A 17,264-nucleotide genomic window follows, 5' to 3' on the forward strand; every position below is an offset into this window, starting at 1 on the left:
ATGCAAAAAATTATCAAAGGGGGTGATAAAGATGAAGTGGAGAACTAAACCAGCAAAATATGAAAATGCTAAACAAATGCAGAAAATTATTGATAAATACTTTGAAGAATGTGAAGAAAACAATGAATTTCCAACTGTTACTGGATTAGCATTTGCACTTAATATGAATAGGCAAGACTTAATAAACTATGAGAATTGCTTGGAAAATGGCAGATTATTAAGTTTAGATGATAGTGCGAAAGCTGAGATTGTGGACGCAATAAAAAGAGCTAAGAAATATATTGAGATGTGCTATGAACAAAGGCTGTTTGCTAATGGAAATCCTGCTGGAACTATATTTACCTTAAAAAATAATTATAAGTGGGTAGATAAATCAGAAGTAGAGCAAACCAATAAGACTATTACTGTACAATTAGAAGACTAAATTTATAACCATGACAAAACTTAACAGTATTGACATATGCCATGTGGTGACGTAAAATATAGGTATAGAACAATGACAAAACTTAATGTCATAACTATGGAGGGTTATTATATGATATATGGATATTGTAGAGTTAGTAGTAAAGGACAATTGGATAATAATAGTTTAGAACAGCAGGAAAAAGAAATATTAAGTAAATATGAAAGTGCTAAGATATTTAAAGAACAATATACAGGAACTACTACACATAGACCTATATTTGATAAGGTTATAGATCAACTAAAAGAGAATGATACTTTAGTTGTATGTAAACTAGATAGATTAGCAAGAAATACTGTTGAAGGAATAGATATTGTACAAAAACTATTTGATAGAGGTGTAAGTGTACACGTACTTAATGTAGGACTATTAGAGAATACTACAATGGGAAAATTCTTTTTAACTACATTGTTAGCAGTTGCTGAGATGGAGAGAAATACTATAATAGAACGTACTCAGACAGGTAAGGCTATTGCTAAGACTAAGGAAGGATTTACAGAAGGTAGACCAATTAAACATACCAAGCAACAGATAGAATATGCTTTGTCTTTACTATCAGTCAATGGTGGTGATATGAGTTATACAAAGGTAGAAGAAGTTACTGGGATAAACAAGAGAACACTAGCAAGATATAAAGATAGATATATTAAATAAAACTTAATATTAATTATTAAAGACTTAGAGCAATATCTAGGTCTTTTTTCATACCCTTTTTTAGACAACAGGGGGTATGGTTCTATATTTGGACAGAATTTCGTATTCGTAGTCTAACAAAATATTTTGAAAAAATAAAAGGGCATAAATGCTAAGAAAGAAGGTGAGTAACTATAAAAAATGATAATACAACTTTTAAAATATCGAAAAAAATGTTTAATGAAATTTATTTACCACAACTAGAAAACTATAATACTAGATTTAACGTGTTCTATGGGGGAGCAGGTTCTGGAAAGTCACATTTTGTATTTCAAAAAATGATTTTAAAATATCTCAAATGTGAAAATCGTAAATGTTTAGTAGTTAGAAAAACCCAGAATTCATTAAAGGATTCATGTTTTTCATTAATAAAGCAAATACTTTCAGATTGGAAGTTATATGACCAATGTAAAATAAATAAAACTGACCTTACAATTGAATTGCCTAATGGTAGTAACTTTATTTTTAAAGGGTTAGATGATAGCGAACGTTTAAAATCAATAAATGGAATTGATGATATTATCGTTGAAGAATGCACGGAAATAGATGATTTTTCTTTCGACCAACTTTGCTTACGTTTAAGAAGTAAGAAGCCATATAACCAAGTTCATGTTATGTTTAACCCAATTGACAAAAGTAATTGGGTTTACAAAAGATGGTTTGCTAATGGATATAATAAAAAGAATACAATAGTTTTACATACTACATATAAGAATAATAAATTTCTACCTAAAGAATACATAGACAACCTTTTGGAGATGGAGAAAAACAATCATGCATATTATAATATTTATGCCCTCGGAGAGTTCGCTACACTTGATAAACTTGTTTATACCAATTGGAAAGTAGATACCTTTGATTATCACACAATTCTTAAAGAAGTTAAGTATAGTAAGGCAATATTTTCTCTGGACTTCGGATTTACAAATGATCCAACTGCTTTTGTGTGTTCCGTAATTGATAAAGTGAATAAAAAGATATGGATATTTGATGAGTTTCAGGAGAAGGGTTTATTAAATGATGAAATAGCAGCTAAGATTATTCAAATGGGATTTAGAAAAGAAGTTATAGTCTGTGATAGTGCTGAACCTAAAAGTATTGAGGAATTAAAACGTAATGGATTAGATAGAGTTAAGGGAGCGGTAAAAGGTAAAGATAGTATTATTAATGGAATTAACTTATTACAGCAGTATGAAATTATAGTTAATGCTAAATGTACATATATAATTGAGGAATTAAAGAATTATACGTGGGCTAAGGACAAGTCTACTGGTGAATATAAGAATGTTCCGATTGACCAATATAACCACGGACTAGATGCTTTAAGATATGGAATATCAACAGAAATAGGCACTAAAGATAATAAATTAAAAACTTATGACCTTAGAAAATTAGGTTTATAGAAAGGATGGTGATTAAATGCAATTTGATAAAGAAATAGCTACGAAATTAAAAATAAAATATGATTCCAATAAATCTAAATACCAAAACATGTATGATTACTGGAGAGGTAAGACATTAATAGACATATTGTATAAGGAAATAGAGAATAGAAGTAATAGAAAAGCTCATGTACCATACATAAGAAAATTTATTAGCGAGCATGTGGCTTATGGTTTAAATGCACCAATTACATATACAAGTGCTTCAGATAACACTGAATGTATAAAAGATATTGAATATAATGTGGCAATCCAAAAAGGTTCTTTGGACTCTGAGTTATATAAAAATATGCTTATATTCGGTGAAAGCTACGAAATAGCCTACATATATAAAGATGAGTTAAGATTTAGAGTAGTTAATCCTTTGAATGCTTGTGTTTATTGTAACACAGAGGATGAAGCGGAGATGTTACTTTATTTTTATACAAAAGAATTAGATGATACTAAAACTGTATACATAGATTGTTATTGTGATGAAGCTATTTATCACTTCGATAATAGTTTTAACACGGTTGCTGAGCCTACACCTTTGTATTTTGGGTGTGTACCAGTTTCAGTAGCAAGGTTACAAGGTGGAAAAGAAGAAACATTATATAATGATATTTCTAATTTGTGTGATAATTATGAAGCAGCTCTATCTGATATGATAAATAATTCTGGAGATTTAAGAGATTGCTATATGAAAGCTAAAGGTATGAGTATAGATGATACGGTTGCAGAGAAAATAAAAGAAGAAAAACTTTTAATAGTGCCAGCTGAAGGAGATGTTGATTTTCTTATAAAGAATTTACCAAGTGATTATATGAAAACTCTATTAGGTATATTGGAAGATAAGATATATCAGATATCCCAAAGTGTAAACATGAATGAAGCTATGCAAAGTAATACGTCTTCTGTAGCTATACTAAGTAGAATTATTAATCTTAGGAATAGAATAAAGTTAGAACAAAAATGTTTAGGAGATGCAATAAGTAATAGGTTAAAATTACTATTTACATATTTAAATATAGCTTATAGTAAAAACTATAATTATAGAGATATAGCTATAAACTTTACTATTTCTGTACCGCAGGATGATGTTAGTACGGCTAATATGATTTCTCAACTTACTGGTAAATTATCCATTGAAACTGGATTGAATCAGCTTTCATTTATCCAAAATGGACGTAAGGAATTTGAGAAAATGTTAGCAGAGCAAAAGGAAATAGCTAAAAATAGTGAAGATGGGATAACAGATTTAGATAAAGTGGGTGGTACTGATGAAGCCAACTAAAGATGAGCAATTTTATATTGATAAATCTTTAGAATTTGCACAGAAGCTTTATGATGAAGGTGAAATAACATTAAATGATTTGCTAAAGATTAAAAAAGCTAATAGAGACAAAGTATTACAGGAAGTTGCAAATGTTCTTCTATCTTATAAGATTGAAGATAAAATATTAAGTGTAACAACACAGGAAAAACAAAAATTACATAATAAGTTTGGAGAATTAGTTACTGACTTATTTATGAGTCAATATAAAAATGATACCAAGCAAATTACTGATATACTTACTAATATTATAGAAGATAAATATAATAGTAACACTTATTTATTGAAGTTAGGTATGGATTTTAAAGCTAGTAAAATTGATAGCAAGGATATAAAAGAGATTTTGAACTATAAAATTGATGGTAAAAACTATAGTGATAGAATCTATGACAATAGTAATAAAGTAGCAAAACAATTAAAAATAGAATTAGATAAGCTTTTTAACGGGGAGACTAACGTAAACTCGATTGAAAAAATTATTAAGGATAGATTTAATGTTGATGCTAGTAATACTAGTAGGCTAGTGCAAAATGAAATGGCACGAGTACAAACAGATATAAACCAACAGTGGGCAGAAGATAATAATATCGAATATGAAATGTGGTCAGCAACTTTAGATGATAAAACAGCAGAATATGATGCATCTTTAGACGGAAAAGTATTTAGAGTTGATGATTCCAGTAAGCCGATACCTATACAAGATACTCATGTAGGTTGTCGGTGCACTTATGTTGCTCTACCTAACAAGGATTATAGACCAACTTCTAGGCTAGATAATAAAACTAGAGGAACTATAGATTGGAAGAGTTATGAAGAATGGAAAAATGATAATGAGGAATAAAAGTTTAGATATAAATTTATCTAGGCTTATTTTTATGTGAAAAATTAATGACTTTAGGGGCAATGACTCTAAGGGCGAAAGGAATGATATAAATGTTAAAAAAAGAATTATTAGAAAAAATTAAAGATTTAAAAGATGAAGATGAAGTGAAAGAAATAGAAGGTTTAGCTAAATCTTCTGAGCTAGATGTGAATAAGCTAACACTGGAAGATTTTAAACAAATTCTCGAGAATAACAAGGAAATAAAAGGTTATAACCAAAGTCAGATTGACTCAGCAGTAAGCAAAGGTGTTGAAAGTTTTAAAACTAAAAAGATGCCAACATATATAGAAGAGGCTATAAAAGCTAAATCTAATGAGGGTAAAACTCCAGAACAATTAAAGCTTGAAGAGTTACAAAATCAATTGGATAGCATGCAAAAAGAAAAGACTAGGGCAGAAATGCAAAACAAATTTACTAAAGTATTAGGTGAAAAAGGACTTTCTACTGATTTAATAGATTTTGTATTGGGGAATGATGACGATTCTACTAATGCAAACATCGAAAAGATTGGTAGTATTATTACATCTTTAACTGATAATAAAGTAAAAGATAAACTAAGTAATAGTTCTTATGTGCCACCTAAATCAGAAAATAACACAAATACAATAACAAAAGAACAATTTAATAAAATGGGATATAAAGAAAAACTTAATCTTTATAAAACAGACCAAGAAACATACAATAATTTAATCAATGAAGGAGATAGATAATATGTCAAATTTAACAACAAAAATAGCAGATTTAATAAATCCAGAGGTAATGGCTGATATAGTTTCAGCTAAAATTCCAACAAAAATAGTGGTAACACCATTTGCAAAAATTGATACTACTTTAGTAGGTCAACCAGGCAACACAATTACAATTCCAGTTTATTCCTACATAGGCGATGCAGTGGACGTAGCTGAAGGAGTTGCTATGGAAACTGTAAAATTAGGTACAAGTTCAAAACAAGTAACAGTAAAGAAAGCAGGCAGAGCAGTAGAAATTACTGATGAAGCTATTTTAAGTGGATATGGTGATCCAGTTGGACAAGCTACAACTCAATTAGCTAAAGCAGTAGCTTCAAAAATAGATAACGATGCTATGAATTCTTTATATGATGCACAATTATTTTTTGAATCACCATCAAGTGCAATCTCTTATAACACAATCGTTGATGCCATTGATGTATTCAACGAAGAATTAAATTCAGAAAAGGTGATGTTTGTAAATCCTGCTCAAGTAACAGCTTTGAGAAAAGATTCAAACTTTATTTCTGCTGATAAATACCAAGCTGGTGTAATGATTACTGGTGAAATAGGTAAAATAGCAAATACCAGAATAGTGACTTCTAAGAAAGTTCAATTATTTTCGGCATGGTATTCTCCATGTGAAGTAGGTGCTTCAGGAGCGTTAGAAATTATAGCTAGTGGAACACCAACAGGGTCTCAAGTATTATTATCTGATGTAGTAGCATCTTTGCCAAACACATTAGTTGGTGGACATGTATTAAAGAATAATACAAGTGTTTACTTTAATCCAATAGTAAAATTAGTTGCTGATACTGAAACTGAAGACGATACCCCAGCATTAACTATTTACTTAAAGAGAAACATAAACTTAGAAACAGACAGAGTTTCTTTAGCTAGAAAAACTGATATTTCTGTTGATGAACATTATGTTACAGCATTAAGTGATTCTTCTAAGGTAGTATTAGCTAAAATAAAGAAATAGTGAATCATGGTAGGTGGGTTTATTCCTTACCTACCTATTTTTATGTGAAAGGAATGATATGAGTGACAGATGATGAGTATGAACAGATGGCAATAATATCTATTAGAAACTATCTGAATAAAGATTTTACAGATGATGAGATAAAGACACAATTTGGTCTAGCTATGAAATTATTAGTAGAAAAAATGAAGATAAATCCTAATAGAGACAAAAGTGTAATCCAACTAAATCAGGGCAGTAGAAGTGTAAGTTTTGATAATTCTTATAGTGTTATGGATAATGATGTGAAAATATTATTACCTAGACCTTATTTAAGGATGTGTTAATATGATTTTTGATTATTTTTATAATGATCAAGTTTATAAAACTGCATATGTAGAAAGTAAAAATAAAATAGGGCAACAACTAAAAGAATACAAGAAACAAGAATTACCTATTTTATGTGATATACAACCTATAGAAGAAAAAGCTATTACATATACGTGGGGGAATGATATTAAATCCAATTTTCAAATGTATTGTGATGAGTTGTTTATGGTGGATGATGTGATTATCTATAATAATAAAACTTACTCTATAGAGAAGGTTATTGATTGGGGCGACTATAAGTTATATGCAATTATGTCTGTAGATGTGGTGGTTCTACCGTGATTTTAAAAGATAATACTGATAAAGTTGTAGAACTTATTAAAAAAACTATGAATGGTATCAGTAAGGAAGTTGGGACAACTCTTTTAGCAGATATGCAAAGTGGAACTCCAGTTTTAACAGGAAATTTACGTAGAGCAGAAACCTTTATTGTAGAAAATAAAGATAATACTTTTAAAGTAATTTTAGGAGTAGATAAATCTATAGTTTATGCTGCCAAAGTTGAGTTTGAAAATAAGAGTTATATGAGAAGTACTATAGATAAGGATAAACAAAAAATAGAAGATATAATAAAGAAAAATTTAGGAGGGGCTATGAAGTGACAATATTAGATGTACAAGAGGAGTTATTTAAAGTAGTAATTGAAGCTTATGATAGGATATCTGATAAATTTGATTTTATAGCCAATAAATATGCAATAGAAATTAAGGTTGGAGATAGCATTCAGGATTTATCGTACAGGGATGATATATCTTTACAAATAAGAATTGTTGGATTAGAAACCAATAAAATTGATATAGAGCAAAAAGCAATAGATATAGATTTGCTAATAAATAAAGCAGATATAGGAACATTTTATATTGTAAGAAATAATGTTTACTATTCATCATATTCTGATGATGATAAATTTAATGTTGTTTTGCAATATACAATACAAAATTATTAATAAGAAAGGATGATTGTAAGTGAGTAATGCAATAAATATGATTGTTGAAAATGGAGTATTTTATTATGGAACATTTGATACTTCTAATATAGATACATTTTTAGCAGGATTAACAGATACACAAAAATTAGGATTAGGAAAAGATTCTATAAAATTTAATGCAAGTCCCAAACTACATGATTACGACTTTGCAGGAAAAGGTGATAGAAAAGTTAAAGGGATGGAAGGGTTAGCTTGGGAAATAAAAGCAAGTGGAACTTGTATAGATTTTAATGATAAGGTATTAGGAGCATCATTATTAGAAAAAGATAGTTCCAATGCATCTACTAAATTTGATGTATTTAAGCCACTATCAGATATTAAAACTGAACTATACAAAGATTTATTAATTGTAGGGAAAGAGAAAGGAAAAACAGACCCTGTTGCCATATTGATTAAAAATACTTATAACAATAATGGGGTGTCTTTAGAAATGAAGGATAAAGAAAATGCAGGTGTTTCATTGGAGTTTGAAGGACATTATGATATGACAGATTTAGATGATGCTCCATTCAGAATTTTTAAACCAAAAGATTTAGCATAATCTCAGGGAATAGTTGATATTCCCTTATTTTTATATAGAAAGGTAAGATTTAATAATATGGAAGAAAGTAAAATGATAATAACAACTTCTCAAGGTTTTAATATAATAAGAATTCTAAATAAGCTTGGAATGACAGATGAAATAGTTGAAGTTATAACTGATTTAGGAGAATTAAATATTAAAGAAGAACAAATATACATAAAGCTTGGAGAAATAATTAAAAGTGAAAATGAAGATTATACAGAATTATGCGATGAGGATAAAAGTAATATAACCAATAAAACATTGATTGAACATGTGGAATTGGCTAAAGAGTTAAGTGAAATAAATAGTAGAAGAACAAAAAAGGGTGCTAAATTGATGCTAGATGGAATAACTAGACTTCCACAAGCTGAAAAAGAAGTTTATAAATGTTTAGCTGAAATTTATGAATTAAGTGAAAAAGAAGTACGAGATAAGGATTTAGATTGGGCGATAGATAGAGTGAAAGAAATAGCGCAAAGTGAGACTATGCAAAAGGTTTTCAGCTTAGCAACCAGATAGAGAACTTAGGTGGCTCATTAAGAGCAATTTTGTTTTCTAGTGGTTGCTTTTCTTATATCGCGGATATGGATATAGAAGAATCTTTTGAAATAATGCAGGAAATAGTTACACAAAAATATGAAGATAGGCTATATAATTCATATTTACTGTCTAACGTAATGGCAGAAAAACCAATAAGTTATATAGAGTATAGAGATTTAATTGGTGCTAATAAGAAGAATAACGAGATTAGTAAAGATAAATTAAATGAGATTAGAAATGATGCTAACAATACTGTAGAAAAGTTCAAAAATTTAATTAGAGAAGGGGGGATGTAATTTGGAAGTCTTTAGCTTAGAGAGTAGCATTATATTAAAAACTACGGAAGCAATTAATGGATTATTAAAGGTTCAAAAACAAGCCAAAGAAGCAGGTGTAGAATTAGATAAAACAGAGAAAACCAGTGGTGGCTTTTCAAAAACATTAGGAAATGTAGGAAAGGCTGTTGCTGGTTTTGCTTCTAGTACAGCGATAGTTTCTTTTGCTAAAAGTGCCATTAGTAGCGCTGAAAAAGGCATTACTACTAATGCTAAATTAACAGAAGTATTAAAAAGTGCTTCTCATGCTACAGATGCTCAGGTCGAATCTTTAAAGAAATACGCTAGTGAAATGACACAAAATGGTGTTATAGGTACTGGACTTAATAAAACTGCCATGTCCCAATTAGCTACCTTCGGTTTGCAAGCAGATTCTATAAAGAAATTAATTCCCCAATTAGATAATCTAGCAGTTAATCAGAAGGGTGTAAATAATACTAGTGAAGATATGATGGGATATGCCAATTTAATAGGCAAAGTTATGCAAGGTAATGCAACTGCTATGACTAGAGTAGGCGTTACCATGAGTGAACATCAAAAGAAATTAATAGAGCAAGGCAATGAGTCTCAGAGAGTTGCTACAATTACTGAAGTTTTAAAGCAAAACTATGGTAATTTGAATGAAAAGATAGCACAAACTCCAGAAGGAAAGGCTAAAAAGTTAGAAAATGAGTGGGGTGGACTAAAAGAACAAATAGGAACAATGTTATTGCCAGTTGTAGAAAGTTTCACTAATGGACTACAAAAAATATTTGATTGGTGGAATAAGTTATCTCCACAAGCTAAAAATGCAATATTAATAATTGCTGGAGTAGTTGCTAGTATGGGATTTTTAGTAAGTATAATAGGCACATTAAATGGACTTCTAGCAGGGTTGGGATTAGCATTTACAGTTCCTTTTGCACCTGTAATTATTATAGTTGGTGGTGTTGTAGCAGCAATAGCATTATTGTGGATTAAGTGTGAGGGTTTTAGAAATTTTGTAAAGGGATTTGCAAGTGGAGTAGTTAATGTATTTAAAGGGATATTCAATTTCTTTAAGAATGATTGGAAAGAAATATTGTTATTCTTAGTTAATCCATTTGCAGGAGCATTTGCACTACTATATAAACATAATGACAATTTTAGAAATTCAATAAATAAAACATTCAATGGTGTAAAAGATTTTATAAGAGGAGTAATTGATAAAGTAAAAGGATTTTTTAATTTTGATTGGCATTTACCTAAAATAAAGCTACCTCATTTTTCTATAAAGGGAGAGTTTTCTTTAACTCCACCTTCTACTCCATATTTAGGCGTTGATTGGTATAGTTCAGGTGGTATCTTTACTAAGCCTACTGTTCTTGGTGGAATAGGTGTCGGTGATGCAGATCATGGGAAAGGTAATCAAGCTGAGGCTGTTTTACCAATTAGTGAGTTGCGTAATATGATTAAAGATTTACTCGTTATAAACCTTGCAATGAACGTTGATGGAAGAGAATTTGTTAGAGAAGTAGTTGCTCCTCATCAAAATGAATTAGCTAAATGGAGTTTTGGAAGGTAGGTGTAATTATGCAAGATTACAATTTTTATTTTAATAATAAATGGTTAGATAGCTTTGGAAAAGTTTATGTATATGAACAACCTTCTGATACCAAAATTAATGAAGACATAGAATACGTTGAAGTTGATGGAAGAAGTGGTGCATACATAAAGAAAAAAGGTACTTATAAGGATAGAGAGTTGAGTTTCAAATTAAATATCATTGATAAAGATTTTTATAAAATAGTAGATGAAATAGAACATTGGATGACTAACATAAAAGATAATAGATTGGTTTATGCAAGGCAAGATAGATGTTATATTGTTAAAACAGTAGAAATTACAGATGCAAAGAAAGAAAATAATGACAATGGCACGATTATAATTAAATTTAGATGTGAACCATTTAAAACTAATCTAGAAGAGATTGAACAATCTTTAAACAATAAATAGTGATACGATACAATTTAAAAATGTTAATGGAGTGCTGATAATTAACTCTAAATTAATGACTTGTATTGATGGAAATGGAATAAACAAGTTAAACAATATGTATGGAGATTTTCCTATTTTTGAGGTTGGACAAAACTTAATTAGTTCAGAAGGGTCTGTAAGCAGTATAAAAGTTAAATATAAGAATGTGTATAGGTGATAGATATTTCTATTACCTATTATTTTGGAAAGAAAGGGGAATTGTATGGCAAAAGAAATAAAAATAGCTGTCTATGAGAAATTTGCAACAGTTGAAGAAATTTTAAATACCAATGGATTAGCTATATTAGATAATATATGCACAAAGGCAGGAACGATTGAAAATATATCTACAGGTAGTTACATATTAGAATGTGTATTTTTACAAGATAATGAAGGGATATATAAATATCTTAATGAAGAAAACATACTAAAAGTAAAAATGGATTATGGTGATGAATTATTTGTTATAACAAAGTGTAATCCTAATTTAAATGAGATAAATATTACTGCAAGACAAATAACTATAGAAGAAGAAAGAAGTTTATGGCTAGAAGATGTAAGACCAACTGAGACAGATGGTCAAGCCACATTGAGTTATTTATTAGATAATTCTATAGCAGATAACAGAATAAAAAGGATACAAATACATAGTGATATAGGGAATAAAGCTACTGCGTATTATCAAAAGATGAGTTTATATGATGCAATACATACTTGCGATCAATGTTTTATTAATCGCTGGGGTGGAGAAGTTAAAAGACGTGGCTTTAATTTATATTTAAATCAGCAAATAGGAGAAGATAATGGAGTAAATATTAGATATAAAAAGAATCTAATAAGCTTAGAAAGAGAATCTAATTTAGACACTCTAATAACTAAGGCTCAAGGAAAAGGCTACAATGGAATATATGGAAATTGGGTAGAAAGTCCACTTATCAATAATTATAACAAGGTATATAGGCATGTTTTTGAATACCAAGATGTTAAGCTGAGAAGTGAAAATATGAATGAGAATGAAGAAGGTATGATTTTTGATACATTACAACAGGCTCAGGATGAATTGGATAGAAGAGTTACACTTGAATTTAGTAAAAATAATGTTGATAAAATAAAAGCCACATTTACAGTAAAACATGTTGATTTAATTAAAACAGAAGAATATAAGAATTATGTTCAGGCTGAAAGAGCATTAATAGGAGATACAATAAGGGTTTATGTTCCTAAATTAGATGCAGATATAAAGGTAAGAGTAGTTGAAAAAAAATATAACATATTAACTCAGGAAGATACAGAGTTAACACTAAGTAATTACATAGAACCACAATCAGTAACTATTAGCCAAATAGCAAATAATTTAGCAAATCTAGTTGTTAAAAATACAGATAACTTGGCAATAGCTAAGGAATATGCAACAACTCTAATTAAGTCTGGATTAAAGAACAGTTATGTTGTATGTAAGCAAGATGAAATAGTAATTGGTGATAGTAAAGATATAAATACTATGCAAAATGTATGGAGATTTAATAAGAATGGATTAGCACATTCTAGTACTGGATATAATGGTAATTTTGAGACAGCAATTACATCTGATGGACATATAGTGGCTGATTTTATAGATACGGGAGTATTAAGTGCGAATTTAATAAAAGCTGGGATACTATCTGCAATAAAAATACAAAATGCCGATGGTTCATTCATAATGGATTTAGGCGGTACTGGTGGTTTAACTTGTAAAAGAAATGGTCAAAATTCTTTATCTATAGAGGGGAATAATATAATTTTTTATCGTTACGATGATGCAGGTAAGTATTCTGGTAGTATAGGAACAGAAAATATAGTAAATGAGCCTACCAAACAAGGTATAGTTATATCACATGATAAAAACGCTTTTTTAAGAATAGGATATTTGGCGGATGATGGACTTGTTTACCCATACATCGATTTTGACGAAGCACAAGTTAAATCTGAAGATAAAAGAAGTATAAATATTCGGAAAAATACTATGTTGCACAGCGATTCAAAACTCTACATAGGAGATAACGACACTTGCTATATTTATTCCAGCGATTCACAGGTCGGAATAAATGGTGGGTTGTGGGTAGTCGGAAATATAGCTTGTTCTGGAACGAAATCAAGAGTTGTTGAAACTAGTATAGGAAAAGTAGGACTAAATGCTTATGAAACGCCAAATGCATTATTCGCAGATTATGGACATGCTATATTAGACAACAGTGGCGAATGTACTATTAATATAGATACTTTATTTTTGGAAACAGTTACACCAAGTGAAGGGTATGAAGTATTTTTAACTAAACATGGTAAGGGCGATATTTGGGTACAAGAAACAAATAATACAAATTTCAAGGTATTTGGTGAGCCTAATCTAAAATTTAGTTGGAATATAGTATTAAAGCAAAAAAGATATGAAAATATAAGAATGGAGTTGATTAAATAATTGAGAACATTTAATATAAATGCAGACTTATACAATAAACTATATTATAGCTTAGAATGTAAGCAAAACGATGATATAACAATACAACTTAATATTTTAGAGAATGGAGTAGCAAGTGATTTAACTAATGCTACTTTTTCTTTTAATTTCGTGAAGGCGGACAACACCATAGTAAATGTTGCAGGTAGCAACATAACTGTTAATAGTAGTGCAGTAACTATAGTGTGTCCAGTAGATGCAACTAGAGCTGTAGGTGTTGCGCGTTGTGAATTAGTTATAGTAAAAGCATGTAAGCAAACTACTACATTTGATATTGGTATAAATGTACTACCAAGTGTTATTCAAGGACAGGCGGTTTCTAAAAATGTGGCTACTATAGTAGATGAAATTTATAATGCCAATACTACAGCTACAAATACAAAACAACAATTAGATGATTGGGTTCAAGCACATGGAGATATAGTTGATTTAGATAATAGAGTACAAAATAATACTACACAATTGTCTAAAAAAGCGAACCAAAGTGATTTAGATTTTACCAATTCGATAGTTACAACAAAAACTAATGATACAGATTCTAACAGAACAACTACAAGTAAAACAGTAACAGGTGCTATAAATGAATTAAATAGTAATAAATCAGAGCAAGCATATGTTGACGCAGAATTTGCAATAAAAAGAAATAATACAGATAAAATATTACTAGCTGATTTAGCTGATGAGGTTAAACAAGCAATGGCTGGGACTACACCAATAAACGCTACCCCAGGAGATAATACAATCAGTAATCCAAAACTAGAAACAATATTAAAAAACAAAATAGATAATACATTGTTAATGGATACAGACTATATAAATAAATTAACTGTTGGTGGATCATTTGGACAAAATGGAGGAGTTATTTATAATAATGGAGGGAAAATACCATCAGGATATAGTGGAAATACAGCTTATAGGTCTTATGAACTAAATGTTAGTCAATTAGATGCATCAATAGGAGAAATTATAATTTGCTATTTGGAAGTTCAATTTTCTAGCAACTTTGTAGCACAAGGAAAGACTTATTCTATATATGGTAACATTTCTTATTCAGATTCAACAACTGGTTCAAATGTGGCGACAATTTTAGAAACTGAAGATTTAGGAAATAATATAAAAGTATTTGTACTTAAATTTACTTTACCTAAAAAAGCAACAAAAATTACATCAATATTCCAAATTGCTGATAATAAAATAGTTACAGAAGATATATGGTTTAATTTATATAATGTTGGTATATATATAGAAGGTTCTGATAGGATTAATACCAGTAATTTAAAAACAATTAATCGACTTGTTGTTAAGAATAATTCACAAATAACTAGTTATATTGATAATACTATTTTAGAAAATAGTATTCATCATAAATTAGATATAGATAGTAGAGTAATATCTCCTAAAAACGGTGCAATAATTTCAGGCAATAAATTAACAATCCCAACTGGTTTAACTGGCAATGCGACATATTATCAAATTCTATCTCTATCTAATAATAACGGTGATTTTAATTTACGAAGTAATTACAATACTTTTTACATTTTAATTAATCATTCTGCTAATTTGTTTACAAATAAAACTCTTGAATTAATTTTAAACGCATATGATGATAGTGGTACGATAACACAAGGTGTTGGGATTAATTCTAAATTTATTAATATAAATGATAATTGTACTTGTGCAATTGTGGAATATAATACCCCTTCAAATATTGCAAAAATAGCACCTTATATTCTTGTTACTGGAAGTCCAAAAACGAATGAAGATGTTTGGTTTGAATTAAAAGAAATTACTTATATTCAAAATATTATTGATTCAATTTCAACAGCTCAAAAAGAAATTGATAATATATATAATAAGATGGAGAATATTAATAATTCTGAAATAGTAAGATTAGTAGTTGCAAAAGATGGAACTGGTGACTTTTTAAGCCCTAAATTAGCGTGTGATTCAATTACTGATAGTAGTCCTAATAAATGGTATGAAATCTTTGTTAAAAATGGAGTATACACAGAAACAGAATGGACAGTATCACCTTATACAATAATAAGAGGTGAGAATAGAGAACTATGTGAATTGCGTGGTGAATTACCCAATAACGCTTTAGACTCTGCAATAAGTTATACAAGTACAATATGGTTAAAGAAAACTTGTAAATTATTTAATTTAAAGATTACCGCAAAAAATATGAGATATGCCATTCATTCAGAAGAGTCAGGTGCTAATTCAGATTGTGAACATATACTTACTAACTGTGAAGTAATACATTATGGGAATCAAGGTGTTAGAGATTGGAGAAATGCAAACCCATCAAGTGGATTGTTAGCTTCAACAGTATGGGCAAGCACAATGGCGTATGGATATGGTTCAGCAAGTGGATTATATGAACAATTCAATGAGTGTATTTTTACAGGCTATGAAATTCAAGCATGGGCTTCACACGCAAATATGAATTTTAATCGTGATAATGTAAATGAATTTAACAATTGTGTTTTTTCAACAAGGGGAGACGTATCAAAAATTGTATTAAGCAGTACAAGTTCTGGAAGTGGAACTAACAATAAGAATATATTCAACAGTTGTAACTTTAGCGGGGGATATATAGGCTTTAGTAAAGGGGCTTATTTGAATACAGATGAAAGCAATTTATATGCACATTTAGATTATAGAGTGATTTTTAATAATTGCAATTCAACTCCAATTCATATGGATTCATGGACAAGATGTTTAAAGATACAAGGTGTAAAGGATACAGATATTATACAAATAGATGGAACAGCTATAAGTAGCTTATTTGGCGATGTGATTAATAAAAATGGTGGTGGTGGCATTTTACCTTACGCATATGGAAGTTGGGATATATCTGGAACTAAAATAGGTTTAACTCAAGATACTCTAGCTAAAAACACAATTGGAAAAAGACTTGGAAACTGTTCTACTACAACTAAAACGCTAATTATAACAATAAACGGAATTAACCACACTATAACATTTAATAAAGATTATACGTCTTTAGATAATGCTACTATAATTTCAGAAATGAATTCAAATATTAGAGCAGTTGCTTTAGCTAGTGTTTATGATTCTGTTGCTAATGAGGATTATCCTACCATTATAGATAAAGAAATAAAACTTAAAAATAGTTCAACAGATGGAATACAAAGATTTACACCAGTATGTTATAACAACGATATAAATAGTATTAGACCTATGCTTAGTACAGACTCTAAAGACAAATTCTTAGGAATAGCTTTAGAAAATATTGTGCCTAATTCTATAGGTAGAGTATTAACTGAAGGAACAATGTTTAAAACACAAATGTTAGGGCTTGAAAACTTAACATTTACTTTTGGGGATGATATAAGTGTGGGAAATAAAACGTTCTTAAAAGATAGTTCCAATGTTATAGGAAAAGCTGTATTTAGTGAATGGATATATTTTAAAGGGAACAAATATTAATGTGTAATAGGTAAAT

At 29.5% G+C, this 17,264-nt stretch carries 18 protein-coding genes; all 18 read left to right on the top strand.

What is annotated here, in order from left to right; all coding sequences use genetic code 11:
- Nucleotides 1-31 precede the first annotated feature (31 nt).
- Entirely contained in the window at nt 32-424 is a 393-nt protein-coding gene (locus OCU47_RS05590) for a DNA-packaging protein (RefSeq protein WP_261827608.1), read from the top strand.
- 111 nt (nt 425-535) lie between these two features.
- Nucleotides 536-1,117: a recombinase family protein gene (locus OCU47_RS05595; RefSeq protein WP_261827609.1), complete on the top strand. Its 582-nt coding sequence runs from the start codon at nt 536-538 to the stop codon at nt 1,115-1,117.
- 212 nt (nt 1,118-1,329) lie between these two features.
- A complete protein-coding gene (locus OCU47_RS05600; protein ID WP_261827610.1) occupies nt 1,330-2,559 on the top strand; it encodes a PBSX family phage terminase large subunit in 1,230 nt (409 codons plus the stop codon).
- Between the two features lie 16 nt (nt 2,560-2,575).
- Nucleotides 2,576-3,871 (top strand): phage portal protein, encoded by a 1,296-nt coding sequence (locus OCU47_RS05605; protein ID WP_261827611.1) that lies wholly within the window; start codon nt 2,576-2,578, stop codon nt 3,869-3,871.
- On the top strand, nt 3,858-4,751 hold the full coding sequence (locus OCU47_RS05610; protein WP_261827612.1) for a minor capsid protein: 894 nt from the start codon (nt 3,858-3,860) through the stop codon (nt 4,749-4,751). Before OCU47_RS05605 ends, OCU47_RS05610 begins: the two co-directional genes overlap by 14 nt.
- Nucleotides 4,752-4,843: 92 nt before the next feature.
- Complete coding sequence (locus OCU47_RS05615) at nt 4,844-5,503, top strand: DUF4355 domain-containing protein (protein ID WP_261827613.1); 660 nt, start codon at nt 4,844-4,846, stop codon at nt 5,501-5,503.
- Nucleotide 5,504: 1 nt separating this feature from the next.
- Nucleotides 5,505-6,506, top strand: a complete 1,002-nt coding sequence (locus OCU47_RS05620) for a N4-gp56 family major capsid protein (protein ID WP_261827614.1) — start codon at nt 5,505-5,507, stop codon at nt 6,504-6,506.
- A gap of 62 nt (nt 6,507-6,568) precedes the next feature.
- Nucleotides 6,569-6,832 carry a hypothetical protein gene (locus tag OCU47_RS05625; protein ID WP_261827615.1) on the top strand — a complete coding sequence of 88 codons (264 nt, stop codon included), beginning with the start codon at nt 6,569-6,571 and terminating at the stop codon, nt 6,830-6,832.
- 1 nt (nt 6,833) lies between these two features.
- Nucleotides 6,834-7,157: a hypothetical protein gene (locus OCU47_RS05630; protein WP_261827616.1), complete on the top strand. Its 324-nt coding sequence runs from the start codon at nt 6,834-6,836 to the stop codon at nt 7,155-7,157.
- A complete protein-coding gene (locus tag OCU47_RS05635) occupies nt 7,154-7,477 on the top strand; it encodes an HK97 gp10 family phage protein (RefSeq protein ID WP_261827617.1) in 324 nt (107 codons plus the stop codon). The genes OCU47_RS05630 and OCU47_RS05635 overlap by 4 nt, the downstream gene beginning before the upstream one ends.
- On the top strand, nt 7,474-7,821 hold the full coding sequence (locus tag OCU47_RS05640) for a hypothetical protein (RefSeq protein WP_261827618.1): 348 nt from the start codon (nt 7,474-7,476) through the stop codon (nt 7,819-7,821). Before OCU47_RS05635 ends, OCU47_RS05640 begins: the two co-directional genes overlap by 4 nt.
- 19 nt (nt 7,822-7,840) lie before the next feature.
- The gene (locus OCU47_RS05645) at nt 7,841-8,404 is read left to right on the top strand and encodes a hypothetical protein (protein WP_261827619.1); all 564 of its coding nucleotides are present in this window, start codon (nt 7,841-7,843) and stop codon (nt 8,402-8,404) included.
- A gap of 72 nt (nt 8,405-8,476) precedes the next feature.
- Nucleotides 8,477-8,947 (top strand): hypothetical protein, encoded by a 471-nt coding sequence (locus OCU47_RS05650; RefSeq protein ID WP_261827620.1) that lies wholly within the window; start codon nt 8,477-8,479, stop codon nt 8,945-8,947.
- Nucleotides 8,948-9,012: 65 nt separating this feature from the next.
- Nucleotides 9,013-9,264: a hypothetical protein gene (locus tag OCU47_RS05655; protein WP_261827621.1), complete on the top strand. Its 252-nt coding sequence runs from the start codon at nt 9,013-9,015 to the stop codon at nt 9,262-9,264.
- A gap of 1 nt (nt 9,265) precedes the next feature.
- Nucleotides 9,266-10,846, top strand: coding sequence for a phage tail tape measure protein (locus OCU47_RS05660; RefSeq protein WP_261827622.1), 1,581 nt, complete (start codon nt 9,266-9,268; stop codon nt 10,844-10,846).
- 8 nt (nt 10,847-10,854) lie between these two features.
- Nucleotides 10,855-11,277 carry a distal tail protein Dit gene (locus tag OCU47_RS05665; protein ID WP_261827623.1) on the top strand — a complete coding sequence of 141 codons (423 nt, stop codon included), beginning with the start codon at nt 10,855-10,857 and terminating at the stop codon, nt 11,275-11,277.
- 244 nt (nt 11,278-11,521) lie between these two features.
- Nucleotides 11,522-13,753, top strand: a complete 2,232-nt coding sequence (locus tag OCU47_RS05670; RefSeq protein ID WP_261827624.1) for a phage tail spike protein — start codon at nt 11,522-11,524, stop codon at nt 13,751-13,753.
- A complete protein-coding gene (locus OCU47_RS05675; RefSeq protein WP_261827625.1) occupies nt 13,754-17,248 on the top strand; it encodes a BppU family phage baseplate upper protein in 3,495 nt (1,164 codons plus the stop codon). It begins immediately after the preceding gene.
- Nucleotides 17,249-17,264: the final 16 nt, after the last annotated feature.

The sequence above is a fragment of the Clostridium sp. TW13 genome (genome assembly GCF_024345225.1).
GTDB classification, from domain to species: Bacteria; Bacillota; Clostridia; order Clostridiales; family Clostridiaceae; genus Inconstantimicrobium; species Inconstantimicrobium mannanitabidum.

Coding starts and splice junctions, on each gene's coding strand:
- OCU47_RS05590 (WP_261827608.1), top strand. CDS start 32: ATGAAGTGGAGAACTAAACCAGCAAAATATGAAAATGCTAAACAAATG.
- OCU47_RS05595 (WP_261827609.1), top strand. CDS start 536: ATGATATATGGATATTGTAGAGTTAGTAGTAAAGGACAATTGGATAAT.
- OCU47_RS05600 (WP_261827610.1), top strand. CDS start 1,330: ATGTTTAATGAAATTTATTTACCACAACTAGAAAACTATAATACTAGA.
- OCU47_RS05605 (WP_261827611.1), top strand. CDS start 2,576: ATGCAATTTGATAAAGAAATAGCTACGAAATTAAAAATAAAATATGAT.
- OCU47_RS05610 (WP_261827612.1), top strand. CDS start 3,858: ATGAAGCCAACTAAAGATGAGCAATTTTATATTGATAAATCTTTAGAA.
- OCU47_RS05615 (WP_261827613.1), top strand. CDS start 4,844: ATGTTAAAAAAAGAATTATTAGAAAAAATTAAAGATTTAAAAGATGAA.
- OCU47_RS05620 (WP_261827614.1), top strand. CDS start 5,505: ATGTCAAATTTAACAACAAAAATAGCAGATTTAATAAATCCAGAGGTA.
- OCU47_RS05630 (WP_261827616.1), top strand. CDS start 6,834: ATGATTTTTGATTATTTTTATAATGATCAAGTTTATAAAACTGCATAT.
- OCU47_RS05650 (WP_261827620.1), top strand. CDS start 8,477: ATGATAATAACAACTTCTCAAGGTTTTAATATAATAAGAATTCTAAAT.
- OCU47_RS05655 (WP_261827621.1), top strand. CDS start 9,013: ATGGATATAGAAGAATCTTTTGAAATAATGCAGGAAATAGTTACACAA.
- OCU47_RS05665 (WP_261827623.1), top strand. CDS start 10,855: ATGCAAGATTACAATTTTTATTTTAATAATAAATGGTTAGATAGCTTT.
- OCU47_RS05670 (WP_261827624.1), top strand. CDS start 11,522: ATGGCAAAAGAAATAAAAATAGCTGTCTATGAGAAATTTGCAACAGTT.